The following is a 20,335-nucleotide window of genomic DNA, read 5'->3' as shown; positions in this document are numbered from 1 at the left end:
CCCCCTTCTCATCTGAGGAGGGGGGCTAGAAGTAGTCTCTCACATCTCCCACCCCCATGGAAAAATTCCAAACACTGCGCTCCGGTGTAGTGCCCCTACCGATAGAAAATGTTGACACCGACCAGATTATTCCGGCACGTTTCCTGAAAGCGACTACCCGCGAAGGATTTGGTGCCAACCTGTTTGCCGATTGGCGCTACGCCGCCGATGGGCGGCCCAAGGTCGATTTCGTGCTGAACGACAGCCGCTACCAAGGCCACCAGATTTTGCTGGCGGGCAAAAATTTTGGGTGCGGCTCTAGCCGGGAGCACGCCGCCTGGGCCCTTTACGATGCTGGATTTCGGGTAGTCATCAGCAGCTACTTCGCCGACATCTTCCGGGGCAATGCCCTGAACACGGGCTTGCTGCCGCTGCAGGTTTCTGATGAGGTGCTACAGGGCTTGTTTGCGGTAGTAGCTGCCGATCCGCGGGCTACCCTGGCGGTGGATTTACAGGCCCAAACGCTAACCGTACCGGGCTGGGCCGAGGCTATTCACTTCGAGCTGGACCCTTACAAAAAAGAGTGCCTGATCAACGGGTACGACGATATTGATTTTCTCATCAGCCAACAGGCGGCCATTACGGCCTACGAACAGCAACGGTCATGGGTATTCTAAGCAAACGAATTGTGGTGTTGTCGGGCGATGGGATTGGTCCGGAAGTGTGCGGCGAAGCTGTGCGCGTGTTGAAAGCCGTGGGCGACCGGTTCGGCCATGAGTTCACCTTCGACTATCAGCTGATGGGCGCCTGCGCCATTGACGCCACCGGCTCTCCCCTGCCCGAGGAAACCCTTACCGCCTGCCGCCAAGCCGATGCTGTGCTGCTCGGCGCCATCGGCGACCCGAAGTACGACAACGACCCCACGGCCAAAGTGCGCCCCGAGCAGGGTCTGCTGGGTCTGCGCAAGTCCCTGGGCCTCTATGCCAATATCCGCCCCATTACGGCCTACGACCAACTGCTGGAACACTCACCCCTCAAAGCTGAACGCATTCAGGGAGCTGATATTCTCATTTTCCGGGAGCTGACGGGGGGAATGTACTTTGGAGAGAAAGGGCGCTCCGAGGACCGCGCCTGGGCCTATGACCACTGCACCTACCACCGCGACGAAATTGTGCGTATTGCGCACCGCGCCTTTAAAGCGGCCGAAACGCGCCGTCATAAGCTCACGCTGGTAGACAAGGCTAACGTACTGGAAACGTCGCGCCTGTGGCGTGAAACCGTGCAAAGCATTGCCCCCGAGTATCCCAGCGTAGCCCTGGATTACCTGTTCGTGGATAATGCGGCCATGCAGATCATTCTGAACCCGCGTCAGTTCGATGTTATCCTGACGGAAAATATGTTCGGTGATATTATTTCCGACGAGGCTTCGGTTATTGCGGGCTCCCTAGGGCTGCTGCCCTCCGCTTCGGTTGGCGATGGAGCAGCGCTGTTCGAGCCCATCCACGGCTCTTACCCCCAGGCTAAGGGTAAAGGCATTGCCAACCCCATTGCAACCATTCTTTCGGCCGCCATGCTGCTCGACCACTTCGACTTGCAAGAAGAGGCCGACTGCGTGCGCGACGCCGTACAGCACGCTCTCGACCAGGAGGTAGTAACGCCCGAACTAAACTCCTCCACCCTGTACAGCACCGAGCAAGTAGGCAACTTCATTGCCTATAGCGTGCTGGACATTGCTGATTGTGAGGTGCACCGCAACAACATCAAGCTGGGCATGAGCACCATTATTTAAGAGAAAGTACCGGAGAGGGGTACGTTAGCCCAGGTAGTCGGCCTAATGCCGGCGGCCTGGGCTTTCTTCTTGCGGGCATTACACCGCCCTGGTCTTACCGCTTCACCCGGCCGCGCCTACGCTTCACCCGGCTTTGACTAGAACCAGAGGGACCTATTTCAGATGTTTGACGCAGTTACTTGCTCGTCCTACCGTATCCCTACTGTGTCATGACTGCCTTCCGCTACTTTTCCCTACGCGTCCTATTCGTTTGCTTTTTGCTTCTGACTGGGGCTGCGTCGGCGTCTGCCCAACACAAGCTGGCGCCACCTACGTCTACCACCTGCTCACTTCCGACTCGGTGCGGCTGTTTGTGCGGGTAGCGGGGCAAGGCACGCCGTGCGTGTTTGTGCACGGAGGGCCTGGGGCAGGCAGCTACTCTTTTGAGAAGCTGGGCGGCAACCGGCTGGAAGCACAGCTGCGCATGATATACATTGACCAGCGCGGCAGTGGACGCTCAGCTAGCTCGCCACGAAAAGATTACTCCGTGGCCCGCATGGTGCAGGACCTAGAGGAGCTGCGCCAGCACCTTGGCTTAGAAAGGTGGGTAGTGATGTCGCACTCCTTTGGCGGCACCATTGCCACGGCCTACGCTACCCAGCACCCCGCGCGGGTGCAGGCGCTGGTACTGGTGAACAGTGTGCTTAACCCGCCCGCAAGCCTGGAAAGCATGCTGCACTATGGCACCTCCCTGCTACCTACTGCGGAGCAGCCCAACGCTAGTATCCCCATGATGCAGCGCTTTGGTATGGTAATGGGAGCCTTGCAGCGGCGGCAAGTGGCCTACCAGCTTCAGTATTCCACCGACTCGTTGGCGGCCCGCGCCAGCCGCGTAGTCCGCGCCGTGCCCGCCAACCAGGACTTTGCTACCCAAGTATTCAGCGGGCAGCTACCCGATTACGGCCAGGACTACGGTCCTGCTACCGCTCAGCTGTCCATGCCTGCGCTGGTTATCCTCGGACAGGACGACCGCACGACGGGCACCACGCCCCAGTCGTTCCGGTTTCCTCGGCAGCAGGTGGTAGTGCTACCCGGCAAGCACTACTCCTTTCTGGAGCAACCCGCTCGGTTTCAGCAAGTGGTCAGTAGCTTCGTGCAAACGCTTTCCCGCTAGCCGTCCTGCCTCATGCCCGCATCTACCCCACCCGAGCCCCCGCGCCCCATCCGCCTGAACGACCGGCTGTTTCTGCTGGTTGGCATTCCGGTTATGGCCTTGCTGGCACTGTTGCCCCGGGGGCTGCTGAGCATAACATCGGCGTGGCAGGTGGTGGTAGCGTGGCTGATTTCGCTAGTATTTACTACCGTGTTCTGGGTTCTGGGCCGCACGCTGTGGCTGCAGCTATTCCGGCGCTTCCCCAGCATGAGCCAAACCCACAAGCGCCTATGGCTGCTGGGGCTCGGTAGCCTTGTGATTACTATGGGTGCCACGGCCGTACTCCTCATAACAACCAACAAGCTGATGGGCGGTAGTGGAGAGCTACCCTTTCCGGATTTGCTGCGCGAATTTGGCCTCAACCTCATCCCAACCGTCATTGTTCAGCTGGTGTACGAAAGCTCCAACTATTTCCGGCAGTGGGCAGAAAACGTACGCCGGGCCGAGCAACTCCAAAGTGCCGGGGTTCAAAGTCAGCTCGAGGCTTTGCAGAGCCAGCTTGATCCGCACTTCCTGTTCAATAACCTGAATACCCTTTCGGCCCTCATTGAGCCGGAGAATGAGCCAGCGCAGCAGTTTGTAGAGCAGCTCTCCGATGTGTACCGCTACGTGCTTCTCACCCGCGACAAGACCACCGTTTCGCTGGCCGAGGAACTGGCCTTCGTAGATACGTTTCTGGCCTTGCACAAGGCGCGGTTTCGCGACAATCTGCGGGTGGTACGGGCCGTGCCAACGGCGGCACTACCCTTGCGAGTAGCTCCTCTGAGCGTACAGCTGCTCGTAGAAAATGCCCTCAAGCACAACGTAGCCTCCCAACAGCATCCGCTCGAACTACGCCTTACCGCCGACCTGGCGGGTGGCTATGTTGCCGTGGAAAATACGTTGCGCCCGCGCACAGCGGGCTTGGCCCCTGGCACTGGCACCGGCCTCCGCAACGTGCGCCACCGCTACCATTTACTGCAAGCACCCCAGCCAGTAGAAGTCAGCGAAGGCAACGGCTGGTTTCGGGTGCAGTTGCCGTTGCTGCCGCCGTCTTAGAATACGTATCCCTTTATTCTTTGCCCTATGAAACCTCTTCTCGTACTCCTGGTATCGTTTGGCGTGCTAGTGGGCGGCACGCATCTTTTCCAAGGACAAGCCGATTTTATACTGGCGGGCAATGGTGCCATGGCGGCCATGTTAGCTTTCACCGCAATAGGGCATTTCGCTTTCACCCAGGGCATGATGCGGATGTTGCCGGAGTTCCTGCCAGCTAAAAGGGCGTGGGTATACGTGACTGGAGTGCTAGAAATTGCGGCGGCTATTGGCCTATTGGTGCCCGCACTCCGCGTAGGAACTGCGGGCTGCCTGCTTGTCTTCTTCCTCCTAATTCTGCCAGCCAATATCTTGGCTGCCCGCCGAAACCTTAACTATCAGACTGGCGCTACTGATGGCCCCGGCCCTGCTTACCTCTGGTTTCGGGTTCCGCTCCAGTTGTTCTTCATGGCCTGGGCGTGGTACTTTGGCTGGTACCTGCCCGTAGTATAGTTTTCCCGAGTTCGGAAAAACGGTGTTTTTCCTTTACACATTGCTTTTATGTCCATACAGTCTGTCCACGTTCCACTGGTTATTCTTGGTAGTGCCCGCTCCGACGGCGACACACAGCAATGGGTTGCGAAGGTGCTTGCCGACGTTCCGCATACCGTAGTAGATTTACTGAAGTGGCCCATAGCGCCCTACAGTTACCCCCACGACTATCCCACCGAAGACACTTTCCTGCGCCTCACCGACCTCATGCTTCAGCATCCGGTTGTGGTATTTGCTACGCCAGTTTATTGGTACAGCATGAGCGGGAGAATGAAGAACTTTTTTGACCGGCTCACCGACCTGGTGGAAGAGCCACACAAGCAACTAGGCCGACAGTTGGCCGGCAAGCATGCCTTCCTGCTGGCGACGGGCTCCGATGAGGAGTGGCCCGAGGGATTTGAGGAGCCATTTCGGCGCACGGCCGAGTACTTCGATATGCACTTTGAAGGCAGCTTGTACCACTCCTCAAAACTGCCGTTTCCCACGGAGGCCGCTCACCAATTTGCTCAGCACATCAACCGCTGCTGTCAGCAGACACGGTAGCGCGCCCATACTCCACCATCTCGCTTTTCACCCGTTCTCCATCTGATGACCGTTCTGCTGCTCGAAGATGAATACCCGGCCGCCGAGCGGCTCCAACGCCTGCTCCTGCAAGCCGCACCCGAGGCCCGCGTGCTAGCGGTGCTCGACAGCGTAAGCAGTGCCGTGTACTGGCTGAGCACTAACCCGGCCCCCGACCTGATCCTCTCCGACATTCAGCTAGCCGATGGGTTGAGCCTGGAAATCTTCGATCAGCTCATCGTGCGCAGTCCTGTCATCTTCACTACCGCCTACGACGCTTACGCCATTCGGGCCTTTAAAGCTAATAGCGTGGACTACCTGCTGAAACCCGTGAAACTGGCCGAGCTACAAGCGGCCCTCGCCAAGCTGCGCGAGTGGCGCGCCGTACCGGAGGCGGCCAGCACGCCACCGGCGGCCGAATCGGCTGAGCGCTTGGAGCGCCTGCTGGATGCTCTGCCCCGCCCCGACCGCCAATACAAGACTCGTTTTCTGGTGCGTAGCGGCGAGCAGCTACTACCCGTAGCGGCTAACCAGGTAGCCTGGTTTCAGAGCCGCCACGAAACCACTACCCTCGCCACCGCCGACAACCGTCGTTTCGTGGTAGACTACACCCTAGAGCAGCTTGAAAACCTGCTGGACCCCGCACAGTTCTTCCGGCTCAACCGCCAGTTCATTGCCCAGCTACCCGCCGTGCAGCGCCTGCACCCGCACTTCAACGGCAAGCTGCTGCTGGACCTGCACCCCGCCCCCAGTGAGGAAGTGCTGGTAAGCCGCGAGAAGGCCGCAGCGGTGAAAAGCTGGCTGGAAGGGTAATATCATACGGCTATGAAATCTTCCCGGGCTTGGTTTTCTGTTACTGTTTCGTGCTTGCTAGGGGGTTGTCAGTCAAATGCTACTTCTCCGGCTACCTCAATACCAGTTACTAAAGCAGGAAGCCTTAAGGTATTAGAAGGCACTTGGGTTGGGCACACAGAAAGTGGCTTTACGCTTCTTAAGATTGATTCTGACTCGACTGGCACATATACCGGCTACATAGATCGGGAAAAGAAGACTGGGAAAGACGCCCGAATACCTAGGCACTGGCTTTATGAATCACCTATTCGGGTGAAATATGTAGCTCTCAACCAAGAGCCTAATGTGTTCATCGAGACACAACGCTTTCGTTTTGACTATGCTTTGAGGGGTGATACCCTACAAGAAATTGACAAAATGGGCTTACAGGGCACCCTGGTGCGCGTAAAACCTGAACAGCAGTAGCTTTACCGATCCAGCCAGGCCTTGAACGCCGACACTTTCTCGCGGCTCACCAGCACGGTATCGTTGTCGGGGGCGGTGGGTTTGAGGATGGTTTGGAGGCGGGAGTTGGTGTAGTAGATGATGTCGTGGATGGCTTCGGCGTGAGCCAGGTAGGCGCGGTTGAGGCGGAAGAACTCGGTGGGGTCGAGCATGCCTTCCAATTGCTCCAGGGTGTAATCAACCACAAACTTGCGGCCCTCATGGGTGTGCAGCAGGGTCACTTTTTCGAGGCTGGCGAAGTAGGCAATCTGCTCCACCGGGATGGCCTTCAGGTGCTCCCCCACCCGCACCACAAAGCGCGACTTGTACTCTTTAGTCGGCTGGGCCTGGCGTAGCACCTGGGCCAGCAGGTTGGCATCGAAGGCGGGGGTAGCAGCTCGGCGCTGGCGCTCCAGCTTAGCCAGGGCCGCCGCGAGTTCTTCGGGGTCGATGGGCTTGAGCAAGTAGTCGACGCTGTTGACCTTAAAAGCGCGCAGGGCGTACTTGTCGTAGGCCGTGGTGAAGATGACAGGACTGGTAATTTCTAGGCGTTCGAACAGCTCGAAGCTTAACCCATCTGCCAGGTGAATGTCCAGAAACAGCACATCGGGCGCGGGGCGAAGGCCTCGCAGCAAGGCCTCCGCTTCCGCCACCGACTCTGCCGTGCCAACCACGTCCACCGGCTGGGGCTGCTTGCGCAGGAGCTCCGTCAGGCGACGGACGGCCAGGGGCTCGTCTTCAATAAGCAGGGCGCGCAGTGGAGCAGTAGAGGTGAAGGCCATAGACGAAAATGTAGTATGTTTCTCTTGCATTGAAAACCCAGGGATGTAGCCAGCTTACTAGTGCAGTTCTAGCACGGGTAGCACCACCCAAAAATCCGTTTCGGTCTGTTCTACGCGCACGGGTTGGCTGGTAAGAAAGGCGTAGCGGGCTTGTAGATTCTTAAGGCCCAGCCCCGTGGATTCTCCTTCGGGTAAGCGCCGGGGGCGGCGGTTGTTGCGCACTGTAAGTGTGCGGGCATCCTGGTCCAGCTCAACGCGGATACGAAGTGGGTCGCGCTGGGAGGTGGCATTGTGCTTGATCGCATTTTCTAGGAGCAGCTGCACGGCCAGCGGTGGCACCAGCAGGGTTTCCAGTGCGGCAGCCGGAAGGCTCATTTCTACCTGCACGCCCTCACCAAGGCGGGTTTGTTGCAGGTAGAGGTAGGCTTCGGCAAACCGTATTTCCTCCCCAAGCGGCACCACTTCCTGCTCCTGGCTATCGAGCACGTAGCGGTACACCTGACTAAGCTGCCGAATAAAGCGTGACGCGCGCGCCGGGTCATTTTCCTCCACCAGCGAGGTCAGGGCATTCAGAGCGTTGAAGAGGAAGTGCGGGTCTAGCTGGCGGCGCAGGGAGTCGGCCTGGGCCTGGGCATTTTCCTTTTGCAGGCGCTCGGCCTGGGTAGTGGCATCGCGCCAGCTCAGTAAAAATGAGCGGCTGTGCAGAAACAACGACACTACTACGGTAATCAGCAGGGGCATGACGAAGGGCCGCCAGGTAATGGAGCTTAGGGGCCGATGGTGGTACCATACATTAAAGCCCGTCGTGACGATGAGAATTACAATGAGCGACAGTACCAACGACATGGAAAGCGTAATCAGAAAGCGCTTGATAGGCTGAATGGTCCAGTCGACGCGGCGGTTCAGCCATTCGCTCGGAAAGCCGTTGGCCAGCCACAAGCCAGTAGTGTAGAAGAAGTTGTACCCGAAGGTGACTAGAAAATCCTCGCTCATCACGGAGCAGCCCCGGCAGAACACAAAGCTCATCACCACCGACAAAGCCAGCATCAGGCCCAGCATGAACACCCACTTGCGGTGGGGGTAGTGCCGCCCTAGGGTGGTAAGGGACTTTTTCCGGGCGCTCAGCTCATCGTCTGAGGTGAGAGCCGGGCGCTGCGAGGAAAGGGCTGATTCAAGCATAAAAGGAGCCGCCAACGGGCAGGTAAATCAAGCGAAAAGATATCAACTCAACTACTACTTCGCAAAAGACGCCGGGCAGCCAAGAAGGCACGCTTACGGCAGGTGCACGACTTACATGATGCGCTGCGGCAGCCGGCGGCACTCAGCCGAAAACCAGGCGGGTAGTTTCGGCTGGGCCCGCCGGCTGCCGTGGTACTTCCCGGCCGCCCCGGCTAGTTAGCCGAAGCCGTTTCGTAGCTTTTCAGACGGCCGTTTACTTGCCGCTCGCCCCAGTTGGGTGCCAGCACCGAAGCTGGCTTGAAGGCAGTAAAGCGGGTTTTGGCTTCCTGAAAAAGTGGCTTGGCTACGTCGGCCCCACCGCCGAACATGGAAGGCGTGTAGTACACGTTGTTGGCTTGCACCAAGTAAATGCGGGGGTTGGCGACGTTGATTTTCTTGGCCTGAGCCAGCGTTTCGGTCACCATTTTCGAGTATTTCATGGAGCGCAGCATGGGCGAAATGCTTAGGCGAGCCTGGTAGATGTAGGCCTGTACCACCAGGAGTTCCGATTCTTCCCCGCCCAGCTTGCGGGCCTGGGCCAAAGCAGCTTCGGCCTGATCGAGGTACTTGTCCTTCACATCGTCCTCTTCCTTGCTTACAAAGGCTGTAATAACGCGGGCATAGGCCTGGTAATAGCGGGGCAACCAGTCTTGGGGGGCTACCGTAGCCGCGCGCTCCAACTTGGCATCGGCCTGCTTTAACTTAGCTGGGTCGCCGGTGCTCATCAGGTCCTGAATGGTAGCGGCCATCATGCTGGTGTAGGCTTCGGCTTGGGTAGTGGACGCGGGGGTAGCAACGCGCTGCTGCGCTACTGCGGCGAAGGAGGAGAAGGAGGCAGCTACCAGGGCGAGGGTGAACAGGGCTTTTTTCATGACGAGGAAAGGTTTGTGGTGGTTGATGATTCAAAGGTGGCCCCCTCCTGCCCCGAAAGAAATTTGCCGTTACCGAACCGTCGGATTTACTGGATGAAGCGTAGCCGGCAGCTACCAGACGAAAATTACTACCCCTTATTCCCTTTCCTCGCCGCCTTTACCCAACCGAAAACAGCACGCGCCACCGCTGCGTAGCGGTGGCGCGTGCTGTTTTCCCTACCCTCTGGCTAGCCTCAACCGGGCCGAGGCAAGCGGGTACTAACGAGTTGGTTCCGTTATGCCGATGATGACGCCGAAGTCTCCGTCTGTCTGGGTCCATTGCTTCTCAGGCAGGTAGGTGCGCGACACAAACCCATCGAGGTAAAGAGCCGTCTGGCAGCCCTGCCGCTGGAAATACATGGCGAAATCGTAGAAGCTGACTTTCTCCTTCGACATGGCAAACAGCGCATCGCCATTGGGCAGTAGCCCTACCCCACTGCGGATATGCAGGTTGGCGGAGTGCGGCTTGAAGGCCGGGTGCACTCGCCCATTCAGTACCAGCAGCGGCCCCGACTGCGTGGCATAGTGCACCTGTGGCACCTTGGAAAATGCTGTGGTGGAAACAATGCCGGGCTGCCCGTCGGCCGTCAGATAGAACACGCCGTTTGGCTTCAGGTAAAAGTTACCCACCCCCTGGGCCGCATCCAAAGGGGTGCGCACTACCCCTTGCTCTAGCAGCAACCCCAGCGGAATATTCCCGGTCTTGTACATGCCGCCATTAGTTGCAAACAGGAGCCGCTGCCCATGGGCCGCCAGCCACTCTCGGAGCCGCCGAATGCTACGAAACTTTTCACCCCGCTCATCTTGCCAATATAGGCGTACTGTCAGTTGGCGTGGGTTTACTTGGTAACTAATGTAGTGGTCGGTGGCAGGAGCAGAAGATGAACTGCTTTTTCCGCACTGCGCCATACCTAAAACCCCGAGCCCGGTCACCCATAGAAGCAGGCGGCCGGGCTTGGGGTGCTGACTATCCCAGAATGTTTTCCAACGCATGAGTAAAGTAAATACAGCGGCAACTTACGCCCCTACTTTCTACCGCACGCTCCTACTGACTACAAGAACCGGAGTTAGAATAATGCAGGTCTCTACTCCGGCCGCTCGTTCACATCGGCGGCGCGGTTTTTATTGATTGAGATGAACAGAGCCACGAACAGCATGCGAGGCGCAGTAGGAGTTACGGCTACGCGGTTGTAGCTGCCTACCTCATTAGGCTGGGATGCGTAGCGGTAGCCATAGATGTTCTGGCGGCCCAGCACATTGGTAGCGGCTACGTGCACAATGGTGTACTGCCCAAATAAGCTGGTGATGTAGCTCGCATTCAGGCTCAGGTCCTGGTAGGTGGGTAGCATACCCTGGTTGTAGCCGTGCTCGGGGCCGTTCAGGTCGTTATAGCGACGGGGGCTGCCGTAGCTGTAGGTAGCGCCCAGCAGCGTATGCAGGCGCCCTACCCAGTATTTCCCTACTACCGACATATTGTGGCGGGCAGCAAACGTAGGCACGGCTGCTACTGGGTCTTGGCGATACTGACGCTTGGTGTCCAGAAAGCCGTAGCTGAAGTAATATTCCAGGTTTTTGATGCTTTTACGGTCGCGCCAGAGCACATCCAGGCCGCGGGCGTAGCCGGTGCCGCCGTTGTTGTAAGCAGCAGCCTTGCGAGGGTGCTGGCCATCGTAGCGGGTAAGGTGAGCGTACGTTTTGTAGTAGGCTTCTACTTGCAGCAGTTGCTGGTCGTGGGTGTATTGGTAGGTGAGCACCGAGTGGGTAGCCTGCTCGAAGCGCAGGGCGGGTTGCACCAGCAGCAAAGCATTGTCGGGGGTTTGGTAGAAGCGGCCATAAGCGCCCGACAGAGAACTGCGCTCTGTGGTTTGGTAGGCTAGCGCCACGCGAGGGGCCGCATTCCAGCGGTTCAGCAGCGCCGAATACTCGGCCCGACCACCTACCCGCCCCGCCAGCCGGTCGCTGAGCTGAAAGTCTGATTCGGCAAAAACGGCGGTTCGTTTCTCCAGAAAATCGGCGGTATACACTGGTGCTTGTGCGGCATGCGGCTGCACTTGCTGGGTTACGTGTTGTGCGAGGCCTTCGGCTCCTACTTTCACATTCCAGCGGGTCGCCGCCGAGTCGTTGATAAGCACTACGCGGCCTACGAGGGCTTGCTCTAGGGTGTGCAGGCGCACGGTGTCGGGGGCCACGTGCTGGTGGTCTTGGCTGATGCTACCCCCGTTTGCAGGCTCCACCCCCGGCGCAAGGGGCTGCGAAACGTAGTATTGAGGAAGCCATTGCCGTTGCGCATGGCTACCGTTTGCCGGCCCGCGGGCTCGGGGCTGGGCTGCCCAATGGTGAATTGCTGCTGGCTCCAGGTGCCATACACCTTTAGCATGCCCACTTGTCCGGTTTGGTGGCGCAAACTCAGGGAAGTACTTAATCCGCGCGGCGCCTGCAGCCACGTCACATTTTGCGGCACGAGGCGCTGGTATGGCGCGAGGTTGGTGTAGTCGAGGGTGGCAGCTAGAGACGTCCGTTTCCAGCGCTGAGTCCGCGAGGCACCGAGAAACAAGGAGCTAACCGACAAGCCCGTTTGCATTTCGGGGGCCAGGTCCGTGGAGTTCAGCAGCAGCACCCCCGACAGCGCCTGCCCGTACAGGGCCGAGTAGCCGCCCGTGCTAAACACAGTACCCCGAAACAAGCTGGGCGAAAACCGCCCCCTGGCTGGTACGGCGGCCACCGTGGCATTGTAAGGGTTTTGCACCGGCAGCCCATCCATGTACACTTTAGTTTCGGTAGCGGCCCCTCCCCGCACAAACAGCATTCCATCTTCTCCTACCCGGGTGGTGCCGGGCAACGTGTTGAATGCGGCAGCCACATCAGCCAGGCGCCCGCGGTGGTTTGGATGTCGCGGGTGTTAAGCGCGGCCGAGCGGTGCTCGTCGCTGGCCTCGAAGGCACCTGCCGTAACCACCACCGACCCCAAAGCGTGCGGAGTGCTCTGTAGCACTAGCTCTAGGCGGGCAGGTGCGCCACCCAGGGTTATGGGGCGCTCAACGGTCAGGAAGCCAAGTAAGCTGGCTTGGAGCACGTAGTTGCCAGCCGCTTGCTGAGTTTCTATGCGAAATCGGCCCAGAGAATCCGTGCTGGCACCGTCGAAGGTTGCTTTCAGGAAGACGTTGACTCCGGGCAGAGGCTGCCCCGCCTTATCACGGACGGTGCCAGTGAGCAAGAGTGTAGATTGGGCCAGCAGGCTTACGGTTGAAACCAACAGCAGGAGGCACAGGAGGAACAGACGTTTCATGGAAGTAGCGGCGTAGTGACAAGCCAAAAGTGGCTCGCGACTAAGGCGCCTGAAACTTGTTCTTACTGAAGTGTCGAATAAGGTAGATGAAGTGCTTCCGCGGCGCTACACCACCTCAGCAGCACCACTGGCACCGCTTTAAACAGACCATTTCGCACCGGGTGAAAACGCACGCCCTTCACCAATGCCTCGGCGCTGGTTACTACTAGGCCTCCTAGAAAAACCGCAGCAGCCACCCCACCATTTTCTTTACCTGGGCGGTGTAGGGCGGGTACAGCGCTTTCATGGCCGTGCGCCCCACACGCTGCTTCAGCACCGATTTCTCATTGCTGAAGCTAAGAAAGCCCGCGTGCCCGTGCGCCCGGCCCAGGCCGCTATTGCCAAGCCCTCCGAAGGGCAAGTCGGGGTGGGCGAGGTGCAGGATGGTTTCGTTGACGCAGGCGCCACCCGCCGGAATGTTCTGAAGTAGGTAGCGCTGGTTGTCGGCGCTTTGGGAGAAAACGTACAAAGCCAACGGGCGCGGCCGGGCATTCACCTCATCAACGGCACCCATGAGCGTGCGGAAGGTGCGCACGGGTAGCAGAGGCCCAAAAATCTCCTCCTGCATAATGCGGCTGGTGGGAGCTACGTCCGTTAGCACAGTGGGCTCAATAAATTGCTGCTCCGCATCTACTAGGCCGCCCAAGGCAATAGTGGCCCCGTGCACCTGGGCGTCTTCCAGCAGGCCGGCTACTCTCCGAAAATGTCCCTGGTTTACAATGCGAGCGTAGGACGCTGAGGCAGCCACGCCTTCCCCGGCAGGGTCATAGAAGCGAGTTATGACAGCCTGAATTTCTTTCAGTAGCTGTTCCTGCACCGCTTCGTGCACTAGCAGATAGTCGGGCGCCACGCAGGTTTGGCCGGCATTAATGCCCTTGCCCCACACTATTTTCTCGGCGGCATCCCGCAAGTCGGCAGTTTCATCTACTAAAGCAGGGCTTTTACCCCCGAGTTCCAGGGTTACGCTGGTCAGGTGCTCGGCGGCGGCTCGCATTACAATCTTCCCCACTTGGGGGCTACCTGTAAAGAAGATGTGGTTGAACGGCAAAGCCAGCAGGTGCGTGGCCGTTTCCTTGTCGCCTTCCACTACGGTTACTTCGGCGGGATCGAAGATTTCCTGACACATTCGGGCTAGCAAGGCGGCTACCGTGGGCGTCATCTCCGAGGGCTTGATGATGCAGGCATTGCCCGCCGCCAGCGCCGAAATCAGTGGGTCAATGGCCAAGTAGAAGGGATAATTCCAGGGCGCAATTAGCAAGCACACCCCCTTGGGCTCGTACTGCACCCAGCCCCGGGTACCCACCAACGACATGGGCGTGCCCACCTTAGTGGGCTGGGTCCACTGCTTTAGGTGGCGCAGGGTGTGCTTAATCTCCATCTGCGACGACCATATTTCGGTTACGTCGGTTTCGGCGGCGGGCTTGCGGAAGTCGGCATAGAGGGCCTGCTGAATGGCCGCGCGGTTTTCCTCCAGCCAGTGGCTGAGTTTGCGCAGACGGGCAGCCCGCGGCTCCCACCCTTCCTTGCGTAGGGCCTCGGCACGCGCCTGCTGCCGGGCAAACACTTGGCCGATGAACGTGGCGTCGTTGGTAGATGTGGAAGCGGAAGTGGTGGGGTTCATAGAGGCAGGGTGAAATACCATTCGCTAATTTTAATATTATCTAACCCATTTCTACTCAGATGCCCCATCTTTACAGTGCCGAAGCCCCCCCAGCCTGTTTGGTTATCGGAAACGGCCGAAGTCTCTAAGCAGACGCAACGAACTATGCATCATGTCAGTCAGCGAATCCGAGAGCTGCTAGAGTTGCTAGCTACCCACTGGCCTGCTTTTTCAGAAATGGAATTGGAGTATACGCCAGCGCCCGGCAAATGGTCCCGAAAAGAGACCTTGGGCCACCTTATTGACTCGGCCACGAACAACCACCTGCGGTTTGTGCAAAGCCAGACCATGCCAGAGCCCTTGCTCGTGGTGCCCTATCCCCAGGAACAATGGGTGCGTTTGTCTCGGTACCAGCACACGCCTTCCGCCGATTTGCTTCACCTCTGGCAGCTCTACAACCAGCAGCTAGCTCGCCTGCTTGAGAACCTGCCCGCTGCCGCCGCCTCGCACCGCTGCGAGTTCGACAACGGCTACGGCGTATCATTGCAGTGGCTGGCGGAAGATTACGCCGTGCATATGGAGCACCACATTCAGCACATTCTGAGCCGGGTTTAAACCAGTAACTTACCGCAGCAAAGTAGGATAGTTCTTAGCAGGCAGAAAAGTTGAGCCCAGGGCGGCACTATTTCAAGGCTGAATTGCGTTTAGGAAGCTTGTGTTTTGCTTTCTGATGCGTAGTACCTTCTCGATTTCTAGTGCCCGGCGCGGACGCGCAGCCCGGTTGTTGTGTTTACTGAGTGTTTTTCTTGTTGCTGGTGGCAGTGCCCAGGCCCAGAAGTTGGCCCCGCCCGTGCGGTTTCGGCAAGTAGCTCCCGATGTGTTTGTTCACACCTCCTACCACAAGTCTGCGGGTACTACCGCACCCGTAGCGGCTAACGGCCTCATTGTGCGGACCAGCACGGGGGCCCTGCTCGTGGATACCGGCTGGAACTCCGACCAAACTCTGCAAATTCTGCGCTGGGTAGCCGATAGTTTGCACCAGCACGTGCGCATGGCCGTTGTTACCCACGCCCATGAAGACCGCCTGGGTGGTATTGCGGCGCTGCGGGCCAATCACATCCGCGTGCTAGGGAGTCCGCTTACGGCCAAGCTTGCCTTGGCGCAGCAGCTTGATGCTCCTACCCCATCCATTCAGCCTTACACGCTTATTCGGGCGGGCCGCACCCGGTTGGAAGTGTTCTTCCCCGGTCCGGGTCATGCTCCCGACAATGTAGTGGTGTGGCTTCCGCGCCAGCGGGTGTTGTTTGGCGGTAGCTGCTCAAGGATGTTACTGCCACCACCCTCGGCAACATTGCCGACGCCGACTTGAAGCAGTGGCCAGCGGCCGTGCGCAAGGTAGCAACCCACTACCCCAAGGCGCAGGTGGTAGTGCCCGGCAATGGCGCCCCGGGGCCCCGAGCTGTTTACGCACACGCTTCGGCTGCTTCGGCCCGGTAGCAACCCCCAGACCCGTACTGCCCTGAATAGCAAGTAGCCCCTCTAGCTTCGTCCCTCCAACGAAACGACCCGAGCTCAGCAGCCACCTGCTGAGCTCGGGTCGTTTCGTTGGAGGAGTAGCACGAACTATTAGCTAGCCTTAGCTGCTTGGCGCTGATTGCTCACTTTGGTTTTCTTTTTGCTGCCGCTCTTCTGCTTCTTGAGGTAGGCCGTGGCCTCATTGTACGCGTCCGATTTGCGCTCGGCCTTGGTTTGCACCTCTTTATAGTAACGGACGGCGCGTTCCGGGTCCTTCTGCTTCTGCGCAATACGAGCCAAATTCAGCAAAGAATACAGATAGAAACCCTGCTTGGTGTCGCCGGTGCTTTCCGAGAATACCACGCAACGCTGGTAGTAGTCTTGGGCTTTCACCAAGTCGGCCCGCTGAATCTGCATAATGCTGCCGAGGAAGTAGGTAGCATAGCGCCCGCTAATGCCCTCGTAGCCGGGCATGCCGCGGTTTAGCTTGTCGAGTATATCGAGGCTTACCCGCTCGCACTCTGCCAACTCGCCCTTCTGGTAACACATGAGGGCATAGAAGCGCTGGAAGTAACCGTTATCGGGGTAGGTAAGCGCCATTTGGCGGGCCACCGGAAACGCTTCGTCGGGCTTGTTTTCCTGATTTTGCAGAATTTTCATCAGAAACACCTTCGACTCGTTGGCGGTGTAGAAACCGTTCTGGGCTACGCTACGCAACTGTTGTAAGCCCAGCTGGCGGTTACCCTTCGGGAAAAACAGCAGCACAGGTTTGAGTAGCGGATAGTTATCCGAAATCCAAACGGCGTAGTAGTTGATGAGCGCCTGCCCAAACATAAACTCGGGGCTGAGGCCGTTGGCTCCTGGCTTTTCTCTAGGTAGTCGAGGGCGCGCTTGCTAGACAGGGTAGCCTTGCGCCAATTGTGGCGCTCTGCGTTGAGGCGCGCATCAAAGCCATAGGCGGCCGAGAGGAAAAAGCAGGCCTCGTAGTTTCTGGAATCTTGCCCGTACTGGCGCTCGGCCTTGGTAATGGCCGTATCCATGTAGGCGAAGAAAGTCTTATCGTACTGCTCGGTGGTGATGTTAGTGGGCATAATCTTCCACCACGTATTCAGCCCCAGCAAAAAGTACGGCATGGGGTGGTTGGGGTAGCGCCGTCGCAGAGAACGGAATTGCTTCTCCGACTTGTCGTACTTGAAGTTGTAGAGGTTTTGAATAGCGCCCTCCAGCTCCGTTTGAATATCCTTGTCGAGCAGCAGCCAGCCTTTGGTATCTACCGCATTGGGGGCAATATCCACGTTGCTGAGATCCACCTGGCGGGCGGGCTCGGGGTTAGTAGGAGTGGGCTGCTGCGCATAGGCACTAAGCCCAAATAGCAGCAGGTAGCAGAATAAGAGATGACGCATCATTAACTACTTGAACCCTTAATGTTAGGGAAAAGGTCGGAGTTGTACGGCTATCAGACCGAATTGATATGGCTAACCAGAGGGGAAGCTGCGCTGTTCAGCTTCATCTGCGCGCTACTCAACGCAGGATTTTATAAAAAAGCTACTTACTATCAGGCAATAACGACTTTTTCCGAGTTAGCTGTACTACTGCCCATTTTGGCGCTCCTATTTTTCTCAAACCAGCCCGGGACACGGCTGGTTCACCGACGCAAAAACAAGGGTGGCCTAGGCACAAAAAAAAGAGGCTGAAGCTCCCACAGCCTCAACCTCTTTTAGCGTTTACCGGGCGCCAGAAGCATCCGGGAAACGGCCAGCGGCTTAAATTCCCACCCAAAGCCGCTGGATATATATGCTACCAACCCCTAGGGGCGAGCAGCCGACTGGCTTTTTTGCAGCCAGCTAAATGCGTTAAACTGCCCTGCTGTCAAAATACGGGCCATATTTTCAGTGTAGCGCTCTTCTACCTGGACCCGGGCCGGACGCGCAGCTAGTGCACCATCTACGTGGGCGGCCAGCATTTCGGGCGCCGCAGCCAGCGAATCAAGCTGCTGTAGGTACTGCTGGGTGCACTGCCGCACGGCGGCGCGCTGGTTGCGGCGCAAGCTTAGGGCATGCGTCAGGTAGGCGCTCATGTGCGTGCTGCGCTCGGTTACGGTTTCGGTGGCCACCGGCCGCGCGGGGCGGGCCGTACTCCGCCCCATGGGTGCCCCGGCAAGCAGAATAAGCAGCAGGACGAAGGCTTGGGAGTACGTGCGTAACAAAGTCATAAGGGCATGCAAAATGGTAGTGCAAGGTCGGAAGAACCAGGGGGCGCTACCACCACTTGATTGGCTTGTTCCGGTGCTGTGTTGACTATTCATATTATCTGTGCGTATCTTGCTTGTAAGTCTGGCACTACCACCCCGCATGAAGCTCCAATTCGAACCCATCCAGCCCACTATTGACAGCTCCTTTACGCTGTTACACTACACTGAGGTTCAACAAGGTGGGCTTTTGTGGCATTATCACCCCGAGTACGAGTTGGTGTACATCCCCAAGGGCACCGGGCGCCGCCACATTGGGCAGCACATCTCCCGCTTCGAGGATGGTGAGCTCGTGCTGATTGGCCCTGATTTGCCCCATCTGACCTTTAGCTACGGTAAGCCGGCTGGAGTGCCTTTTGAAGAAATTGTGGTGCAACTGCGGGCCGATTTTCTGGGCGAATCGTTTTGGCAGCGCCCCGAGCTGGCCGACATTCGCCACCTGCTGGCGCGCTCCCACGAGGGCTTGTCGTTTGGGGGCAGCACGCGGGCAGCCATCGGCCAAGATTTGCGCCAGCTCTTGCACGAGCCGCCCTTTGCGCGCCTGCTCACGCTGCTGCGCGTGATGCAAACCCTGGCCCAAGCGCCCGCCACCGATTGCACGCCCCTGCACGCGGGCCACGCCGGCTGGGGCGCCAGGGAAAGGAGCAGCAGCGCCTGAGCCGCGTGTACCAGTACATTGAGCAGCACTACCACCGCGCCTCCTTGTCGGTGCAGGAGGTAGCGGAAGTAGCCTACCTCTCGGTGCCAGCCTTCTGTCGCTACTTTCGTCAGATGACCCGCCTTACCCTCACCGACTTCCTGCAGGACTTTCGGGTAAGTCACGCTTGCCGTTTGCTGCTGGAAGAAGAAGAACTTTCGGTAACGGAGGTGTGCTACGCCACGGGTTTCAACAACGTGTCGCACTTCAATAAGACATTCCGACGCCATACCAATCAAAGTCCTACGGAATACCGCCGCCAGCGGCTGGCTCAGTAAGCGCACGGAAACATCAACTCGCGCGGGCGAATCGAAAAACAAGCATCAACGCATTCGGTTGGGACTCCCTATTCTGCGGTTTTAGCAGCCGCTAGGTTTGTTGAAGTAGTACTACGCACTGGCTGAACGTCTGCTAGTCGTTTGGGTGTTAGGCAGAAAATTTCTGTTTTCATCTATGACTGCTTTTTCGGCGGCCCGGGCTGTTTGGTGTGGGTTGTTGGTTTCGCTACTGCTTGTGCTGGTAGGAGCCGGGGGGCCAGGGCCACAGGTTCCCACCTTGGCGCTGCAAGCCGCTAAGCTTCCCTTCACGCCCACCCACTTCTACATAGCTACCATTCGCGACGAGCGGCCCAACCGTAGCGCCGTGGCGTGGCTAGTGCCAACTACTAGTAAGGCGGGCACCCCACTTGCGCCAGCTCGGCCCGTGGACCTGCAAGGGGGAGCCTTGCCCGCCATTCAGCAGTTTGTGCGGCAAAGTCTACCCCGCAACCCCGCCCTTCGGCCTGTTCAAATTCGGGTGCGGGAGTGCCGGGTGCAGGAAACGCCCGCCCCCGGTGGCTTGGTGGAAGGACGCATTGCAGTGGTTATGGCTTTCGACTACCAAACGCCCGACCGGGCCGTGTTTCTGACGGAATACCGCGGGGGGGCCCGCTACATGCGCTCCGCCACCGACTTGGCACCCGTAGAGCCTGCTTTGCGTCAATCATTGGCGGGGGGCCTCTCCTACCTCCAAGCCTGGATTAGCCAAGCTGCTACCCGCGACGTGCGCCTGGCTACGGCCGTCCATCCTACCTTCCGCTACGAAACTCGGCGGACCGAGCCCGACACCTTATTCTACGACGTGAAACGCCCCCTGGTCTGGTCGGATTTTACTGGTCAGCCCCGGCCGCGCGGTCAGTACGCCGCGGCGGTATTTCCCGGCTTTGCCTACCAAGGCCGCCCGCGGGTAGTAAATGGCGTGGTGCAGCTCGACTTGCAGCTGAGTATTTTTGTGGTGCGCAGCTCCTCCTGGGTAGCACCCGGCCAGCAAACCGATTTCAACCTCAACCATGAGCAGCGCCACTTTGACCTGGTGCGGCTGGTAGCCGAGCGGTTCCGGCGCAAAGCCACCCCCGACAGCCTGACGGTGGAAGACTATAACAGCATTCTGCAACTGCAATACCTCAAGTCTTTCACCGAAATGAACCACTTACAAGATCAGTACGACGCCGAAACCCACGGCGGCACCGATGTAGCAGCGCAGGAACGCTGGAACCACCGCATCGACGCGGAACTGCGCCAGTACGGTGTGAAATAACGCTAGCGGTCAAGCTACCCCCTATCGTCTGTCAGCAGAAAGCCCTGGGAGCTGGCTCCAACCATCTTGGTTGGAGCCAGCTCCCAGGGCTTTTCTTGGTGCC

Annotated in this window: 24 protein-coding genes; 14 read left to right on the top strand and 10 right to left on the bottom strand. The window is 58.4% G+C overall.

All coding sequences use genetic code 11. The features are described 5' to 3' along the window. The first annotated feature begins 56 nt into the window (after positions 1–56). The 8 genes from leuD (at position 57) to VI25_RS12240 (ending at position 6,344) form a co-directional block, all read left to right on the top strand. A complete protein-coding gene (gene leuD / locus VI25_RS12275; protein WP_045689858.1) occupies positions 57–656 on the top strand; it encodes a 3-isopropylmalate dehydratase small subunit in 600 nt (199 codons plus the stop codon). After that, positions 644–1,768, top strand: a complete 1,125-nt coding sequence (leuB, locus tag VI25_RS12270; protein WP_055562532.1) for a 3-isopropylmalate dehydrogenase — start codon at positions 644–646, stop codon at positions 1,766–1,768. Before leuD ends, leuB begins: the two co-directional genes overlap by 13 nt. 250 nt (positions 1,769–2,018) lie before the next feature. Continuing rightward, complete coding sequence (locus VI25_RS12265) at positions 2,019–2,921, top strand: alpha/beta fold hydrolase (RefSeq protein ID WP_052695457.1); 903 nt, start codon at positions 2,019–2,021, stop codon at positions 2,919–2,921. A gap of 12 nt (positions 2,922–2,933) precedes the next feature. Continuing rightward, positions 2,934–3,998: a sensor histidine kinase gene (locus tag VI25_RS12260; protein WP_045689857.1), complete on the top strand. Its 1,065-nt coding sequence runs from the start codon at positions 2,934–2,936 to the stop codon at positions 3,996–3,998. Between the two features lie 27 nt (positions 3,999–4,025). Beyond that, on the top strand, positions 4,026–4,487 hold the full coding sequence (locus VI25_RS12255) for a DoxX family protein (RefSeq protein ID WP_045689856.1): 462 nt from the start codon (positions 4,026–4,028) through the stop codon (positions 4,485–4,487). A gap of 48 nt (positions 4,488–4,535) precedes the next feature. Then, on the top strand, positions 4,536–5,069 hold the full coding sequence (locus tag VI25_RS12250; protein ID WP_045689855.1) for a flavodoxin family protein: 534 nt from the start codon (positions 4,536–4,538) through the stop codon (positions 5,067–5,069). 45 nt (positions 5,070–5,114) lie between these two features. Continuing rightward, positions 5,115–5,900, top strand: coding sequence for a LytR/AlgR family response regulator transcription factor (locus tag VI25_RS12245; RefSeq protein WP_045689854.1), 786 nt, complete (start codon positions 5,115–5,117; stop codon positions 5,898–5,900). A 12-nt stretch (positions 5,901–5,912) separates the two neighbouring features. Then, positions 5,913–6,344 carry a hypothetical protein gene (locus tag VI25_RS12240; protein WP_152981596.1) on the top strand — a complete coding sequence of 144 codons (432 nt, stop codon included), beginning with the start codon at positions 5,913–5,915 and terminating at the stop codon, positions 6,342–6,344. A 2-nt stretch (positions 6,345–6,346) separates the two neighbouring features. Here VI25_RS12240 and VI25_RS12235 read toward each other — a convergent pair whose 3' ends face one another. The 8 genes from VI25_RS12235 to VI25_RS12200 form a co-directional block, all read right to left on the bottom strand. Next, a complete protein-coding gene (locus VI25_RS12235; protein ID WP_045689852.1) occupies positions 6,347–7,144 on the bottom strand; it encodes a LytR/AlgR family response regulator transcription factor in 798 nt (265 codons plus the stop codon). Positions 7,145–7,201: 57 nt separating this feature from the next. Continuing rightward, a complete protein-coding gene (locus VI25_RS12230; protein WP_045689851.1) occupies positions 7,202–8,323 on the bottom strand; it encodes a sensor histidine kinase in 1,122 nt (373 codons plus the stop codon). Between the two features lie 212 nt (positions 8,324–8,535). Continuing rightward, complete coding sequence (locus tag VI25_RS12225) at positions 8,536–9,234, bottom strand: hypothetical protein (protein ID WP_052695456.1); 699 nt, start codon at positions 9,232–9,234, stop codon at positions 8,536–8,538. Between the two features lie 258 nt (positions 9,235–9,492). Beyond that, positions 9,493–10,266, bottom strand: a complete 774-nt coding sequence (locus tag VI25_RS12220) for a phosphodiester glycosidase family protein (RefSeq protein ID WP_072144815.1) — start codon at positions 10,264–10,266, stop codon at positions 9,493–9,495. Positions 10,267–10,358: 92 nt separating this feature from the next. Beyond that, positions 10,359–11,507 (bottom strand): TonB-dependent receptor, encoded by a 1,149-nt coding sequence (locus VI25_RS12215; protein ID WP_152981595.1) that lies wholly within the window; start codon positions 11,505–11,507, stop codon positions 10,359–10,361. Continuing rightward, entirely contained in the window at positions 11,429–12,133 is a 705-nt protein-coding gene (locus VI25_RS12210; protein WP_072144814.1) for a Plug domain-containing protein, read from the bottom strand. The genes VI25_RS12215 and VI25_RS12210 overlap by 79 nt, the downstream gene beginning before the upstream one ends. After that, positions 12,091–12,558, bottom strand: a complete 468-nt coding sequence (locus VI25_RS12205) for a carboxypeptidase-like regulatory domain-containing protein (protein WP_052695453.1) — start codon at positions 12,556–12,558, stop codon at positions 12,091–12,093. The genes VI25_RS12210 and VI25_RS12205 overlap by 43 nt, the downstream gene beginning before the upstream one ends. A 214-nt stretch (positions 12,559–12,772) precedes the next feature. After that, positions 12,773–14,218, bottom strand: coding sequence for an aldehyde dehydrogenase family protein (locus VI25_RS12200; RefSeq protein WP_045689850.1), 1,446 nt, complete (start codon positions 14,216–14,218; stop codon positions 12,773–12,775). Between the two features lie 144 nt (positions 14,219–14,362). On the opposite strand from VI25_RS12200, the gene VI25_RS12195 reads away from it, so the two are divergent. From VI25_RS12195 to VI25_RS27785, 3 genes are all read left to right on the top strand, one after another. Beyond that, a complete protein-coding gene (locus VI25_RS12195) occupies positions 14,363–14,812 on the top strand; it encodes a DinB family protein (RefSeq protein ID WP_052695459.1) in 450 nt (149 codons plus the stop codon). Between the two features lie 115 nt (positions 14,813–14,927). After that, positions 14,928–15,566, top strand: coding sequence for a metallo-beta-lactamase (gene bla / locus VI25_RS12190; RefSeq protein WP_055562529.1), 639 nt, complete (start codon positions 14,928–14,930; stop codon positions 15,564–15,566). Then, on the top strand, positions 15,563–15,694 hold the full coding sequence (locus VI25_RS27785; RefSeq protein ID WP_262489949.1) for a hypothetical protein: 132 nt from the start codon (positions 15,563–15,565) through the stop codon (positions 15,692–15,694). Before bla ends, VI25_RS27785 begins: the two co-directional genes overlap by 4 nt. A gap of 129 nt (positions 15,695–15,823) precedes the next feature. Here the strand turns inward: VI25_RS27785 and VI25_RS26870 are convergent, their stop codons facing one another. Both VI25_RS26870 and VI25_RS12175 read right to left on the bottom strand, forming a co-directional pair. Beyond that, the gene (locus VI25_RS26870; protein WP_236705031.1) at positions 15,824–16,546 is read right to left on the bottom strand and encodes a tetratricopeptide repeat protein; all 723 of its coding nucleotides are present in this window, start codon (positions 16,544–16,546) and stop codon (positions 15,824–15,826) included. Between the two features lie 973 nt (positions 16,547–17,519). Then, positions 17,520–17,924, bottom strand: a complete 405-nt coding sequence (locus VI25_RS12175; RefSeq protein WP_045689518.1) for a hypothetical protein — start codon at positions 17,922–17,924, stop codon at positions 17,520–17,522. Positions 17,925–18,063: 139 nt separating this feature from the next. Here VI25_RS12175 and VI25_RS26865 point away from each other — a divergent pair, with 139 nt between their 5' ends. The 3 genes from VI25_RS26865 to VI25_RS12165 all read left to right on the top strand — a co-directional run bounded on the left by VI25_RS26865 (position 18,064) and on the right by VI25_RS12165 (position 20,232). Then, a complete protein-coding gene (locus tag VI25_RS26865; protein WP_236705030.1) occupies positions 18,064–18,618 on the top strand; it encodes an AraC family ligand binding domain-containing protein in 555 nt (184 codons plus the stop codon). Then, positions 18,555–18,935, top strand: a complete 381-nt coding sequence (locus tag VI25_RS26860; RefSeq protein ID WP_236705029.1) for a helix-turn-helix domain-containing protein — start codon at positions 18,555–18,557, stop codon at positions 18,933–18,935. Before VI25_RS26865 ends, VI25_RS26860 begins: the two co-directional genes overlap by 64 nt. A gap of 175 nt (positions 18,936–19,110) precedes the next feature. Beyond that, positions 19,111–20,232: a hypothetical protein gene (locus VI25_RS12165; RefSeq protein ID WP_052695381.1), complete on the top strand. Its 1,122-nt coding sequence runs from the start codon at positions 19,111–19,113 to the stop codon at positions 20,230–20,232. The last annotated feature ends 103 nt before the right edge of the window (positions 20,233–20,335 follow it).

Source organism: Hymenobacter sp. AT01-02 (assembly GCF_000961955.2).
Taxonomy (GTDB): domain Bacteria; phylum Bacteroidota; class Bacteroidia; order Cytophagales; family Hymenobacteraceae; genus Hymenobacter; species Hymenobacter mucosus.
This window is presented reverse-complemented; position numbering and strand designations above follow the sequence as displayed.

Bases quoted from the DNA above. Each gene is read 5' to 3' on its own strand.
- leuD (WP_045689858.1), top strand. From the start codon at position 57: ATGGAAAAATTCCAAACACTGCGCTCCGGTGTAGTGCCCCTACCGATA.
- leuB (WP_055562532.1), top strand. From the start codon at position 644: ATGGGTATTCTAAGCAAACGAATTGTGGTGTTGTCGGGCGATGGGATT.
- VI25_RS12260 (WP_045689857.1), top strand. From the start codon at position 2,934: ATGCCCGCATCTACCCCACCCGAGCCCCCGCGCCCCATCCGCCTGAAC.
- VI25_RS12255 (WP_045689856.1), top strand. From the start codon at position 4,026: ATGAAACCTCTTCTCGTACTCCTGGTATCGTTTGGCGTGCTAGTGGGC.
- VI25_RS12250 (WP_045689855.1), top strand. From the start codon at position 4,536: ATGTCCATACAGTCTGTCCACGTTCCACTGGTTATTCTTGGTAGTGCC.
- VI25_RS12245 (WP_045689854.1), top strand. From the start codon at position 5,115: ATGACCGTTCTGCTGCTCGAAGATGAATACCCGGCCGCCGAGCGGCTC.
- VI25_RS12240 (WP_152981596.1), top strand. From the start codon at position 5,913: ATGAAATCTTCCCGGGCTTGGTTTTCTGTTACTGTTTCGTGCTTGCTA.
- VI25_RS12235 (WP_045689852.1), bottom strand. From the start codon at position 7,144: ATGGCCTTCACCTCTACTGCTCCACTGCGCGCCCTGCTTATTGAAGAC.
- VI25_RS12230 (WP_045689851.1), bottom strand. From the start codon at position 8,323: ATGCTTGAATCAGCCCTTTCCTCGCAGCGCCCGGCTCTCACCTCAGAC.
- VI25_RS12225 (WP_052695456.1), bottom strand. From the start codon at position 9,234: ATGAAAAAAGCCCTGTTCACCCTCGCCCTGGTAGCTGCCTCCTTCTCC.
- VI25_RS12220 (WP_072144815.1), bottom strand. From the start codon at position 10,266: ATGCGTTGGAAAACATTCTGGGATAGTCAGCACCCCAAGCCCGGCCGC.
- VI25_RS12205 (WP_052695453.1), bottom strand. From the start codon at position 12,558: ATGAAACGTCTGTTCCTCCTGTGCCTCCTGCTGTTGGTTTCAACCGTA.
- VI25_RS12200 (WP_045689850.1), bottom strand. From the start codon at position 14,218: ATGAACCCCACCACTTCCGCTTCCACATCTACCAACGACGCCACGTTC.
- VI25_RS12195 (WP_052695459.1), top strand. From the start codon at position 14,363: ATGCATCATGTCAGTCAGCGAATCCGAGAGCTGCTAGAGTTGCTAGCT.
- bla (WP_055562529.1), top strand. From the start codon at position 14,928: ATGCGTAGTACCTTCTCGATTTCTAGTGCCCGGCGCGGACGCGCAGCC.
- VI25_RS26870 (WP_236705031.1), bottom strand. From the start codon at position 16,546: ATGTTTGGGCAGGCGCTCATCAACTACTACGCCGTTTGGATTTCGGAT.
- VI25_RS12175 (WP_045689518.1), bottom strand. From the start codon at position 17,924: ATGACTTTGTTACGCACGTACTCCCAAGCCTTCGTCCTGCTGCTTATT.
- VI25_RS26865 (WP_236705030.1), top strand. From the start codon at position 18,064: ATGAAGCTCCAATTCGAACCCATCCAGCCCACTATTGACAGCTCCTTT.
- VI25_RS12165 (WP_052695381.1), top strand. From the start codon at position 19,111: ATGACTGCTTTTTCGGCGGCCCGGGCTGTTTGGTGTGGGTTGTTGGTT.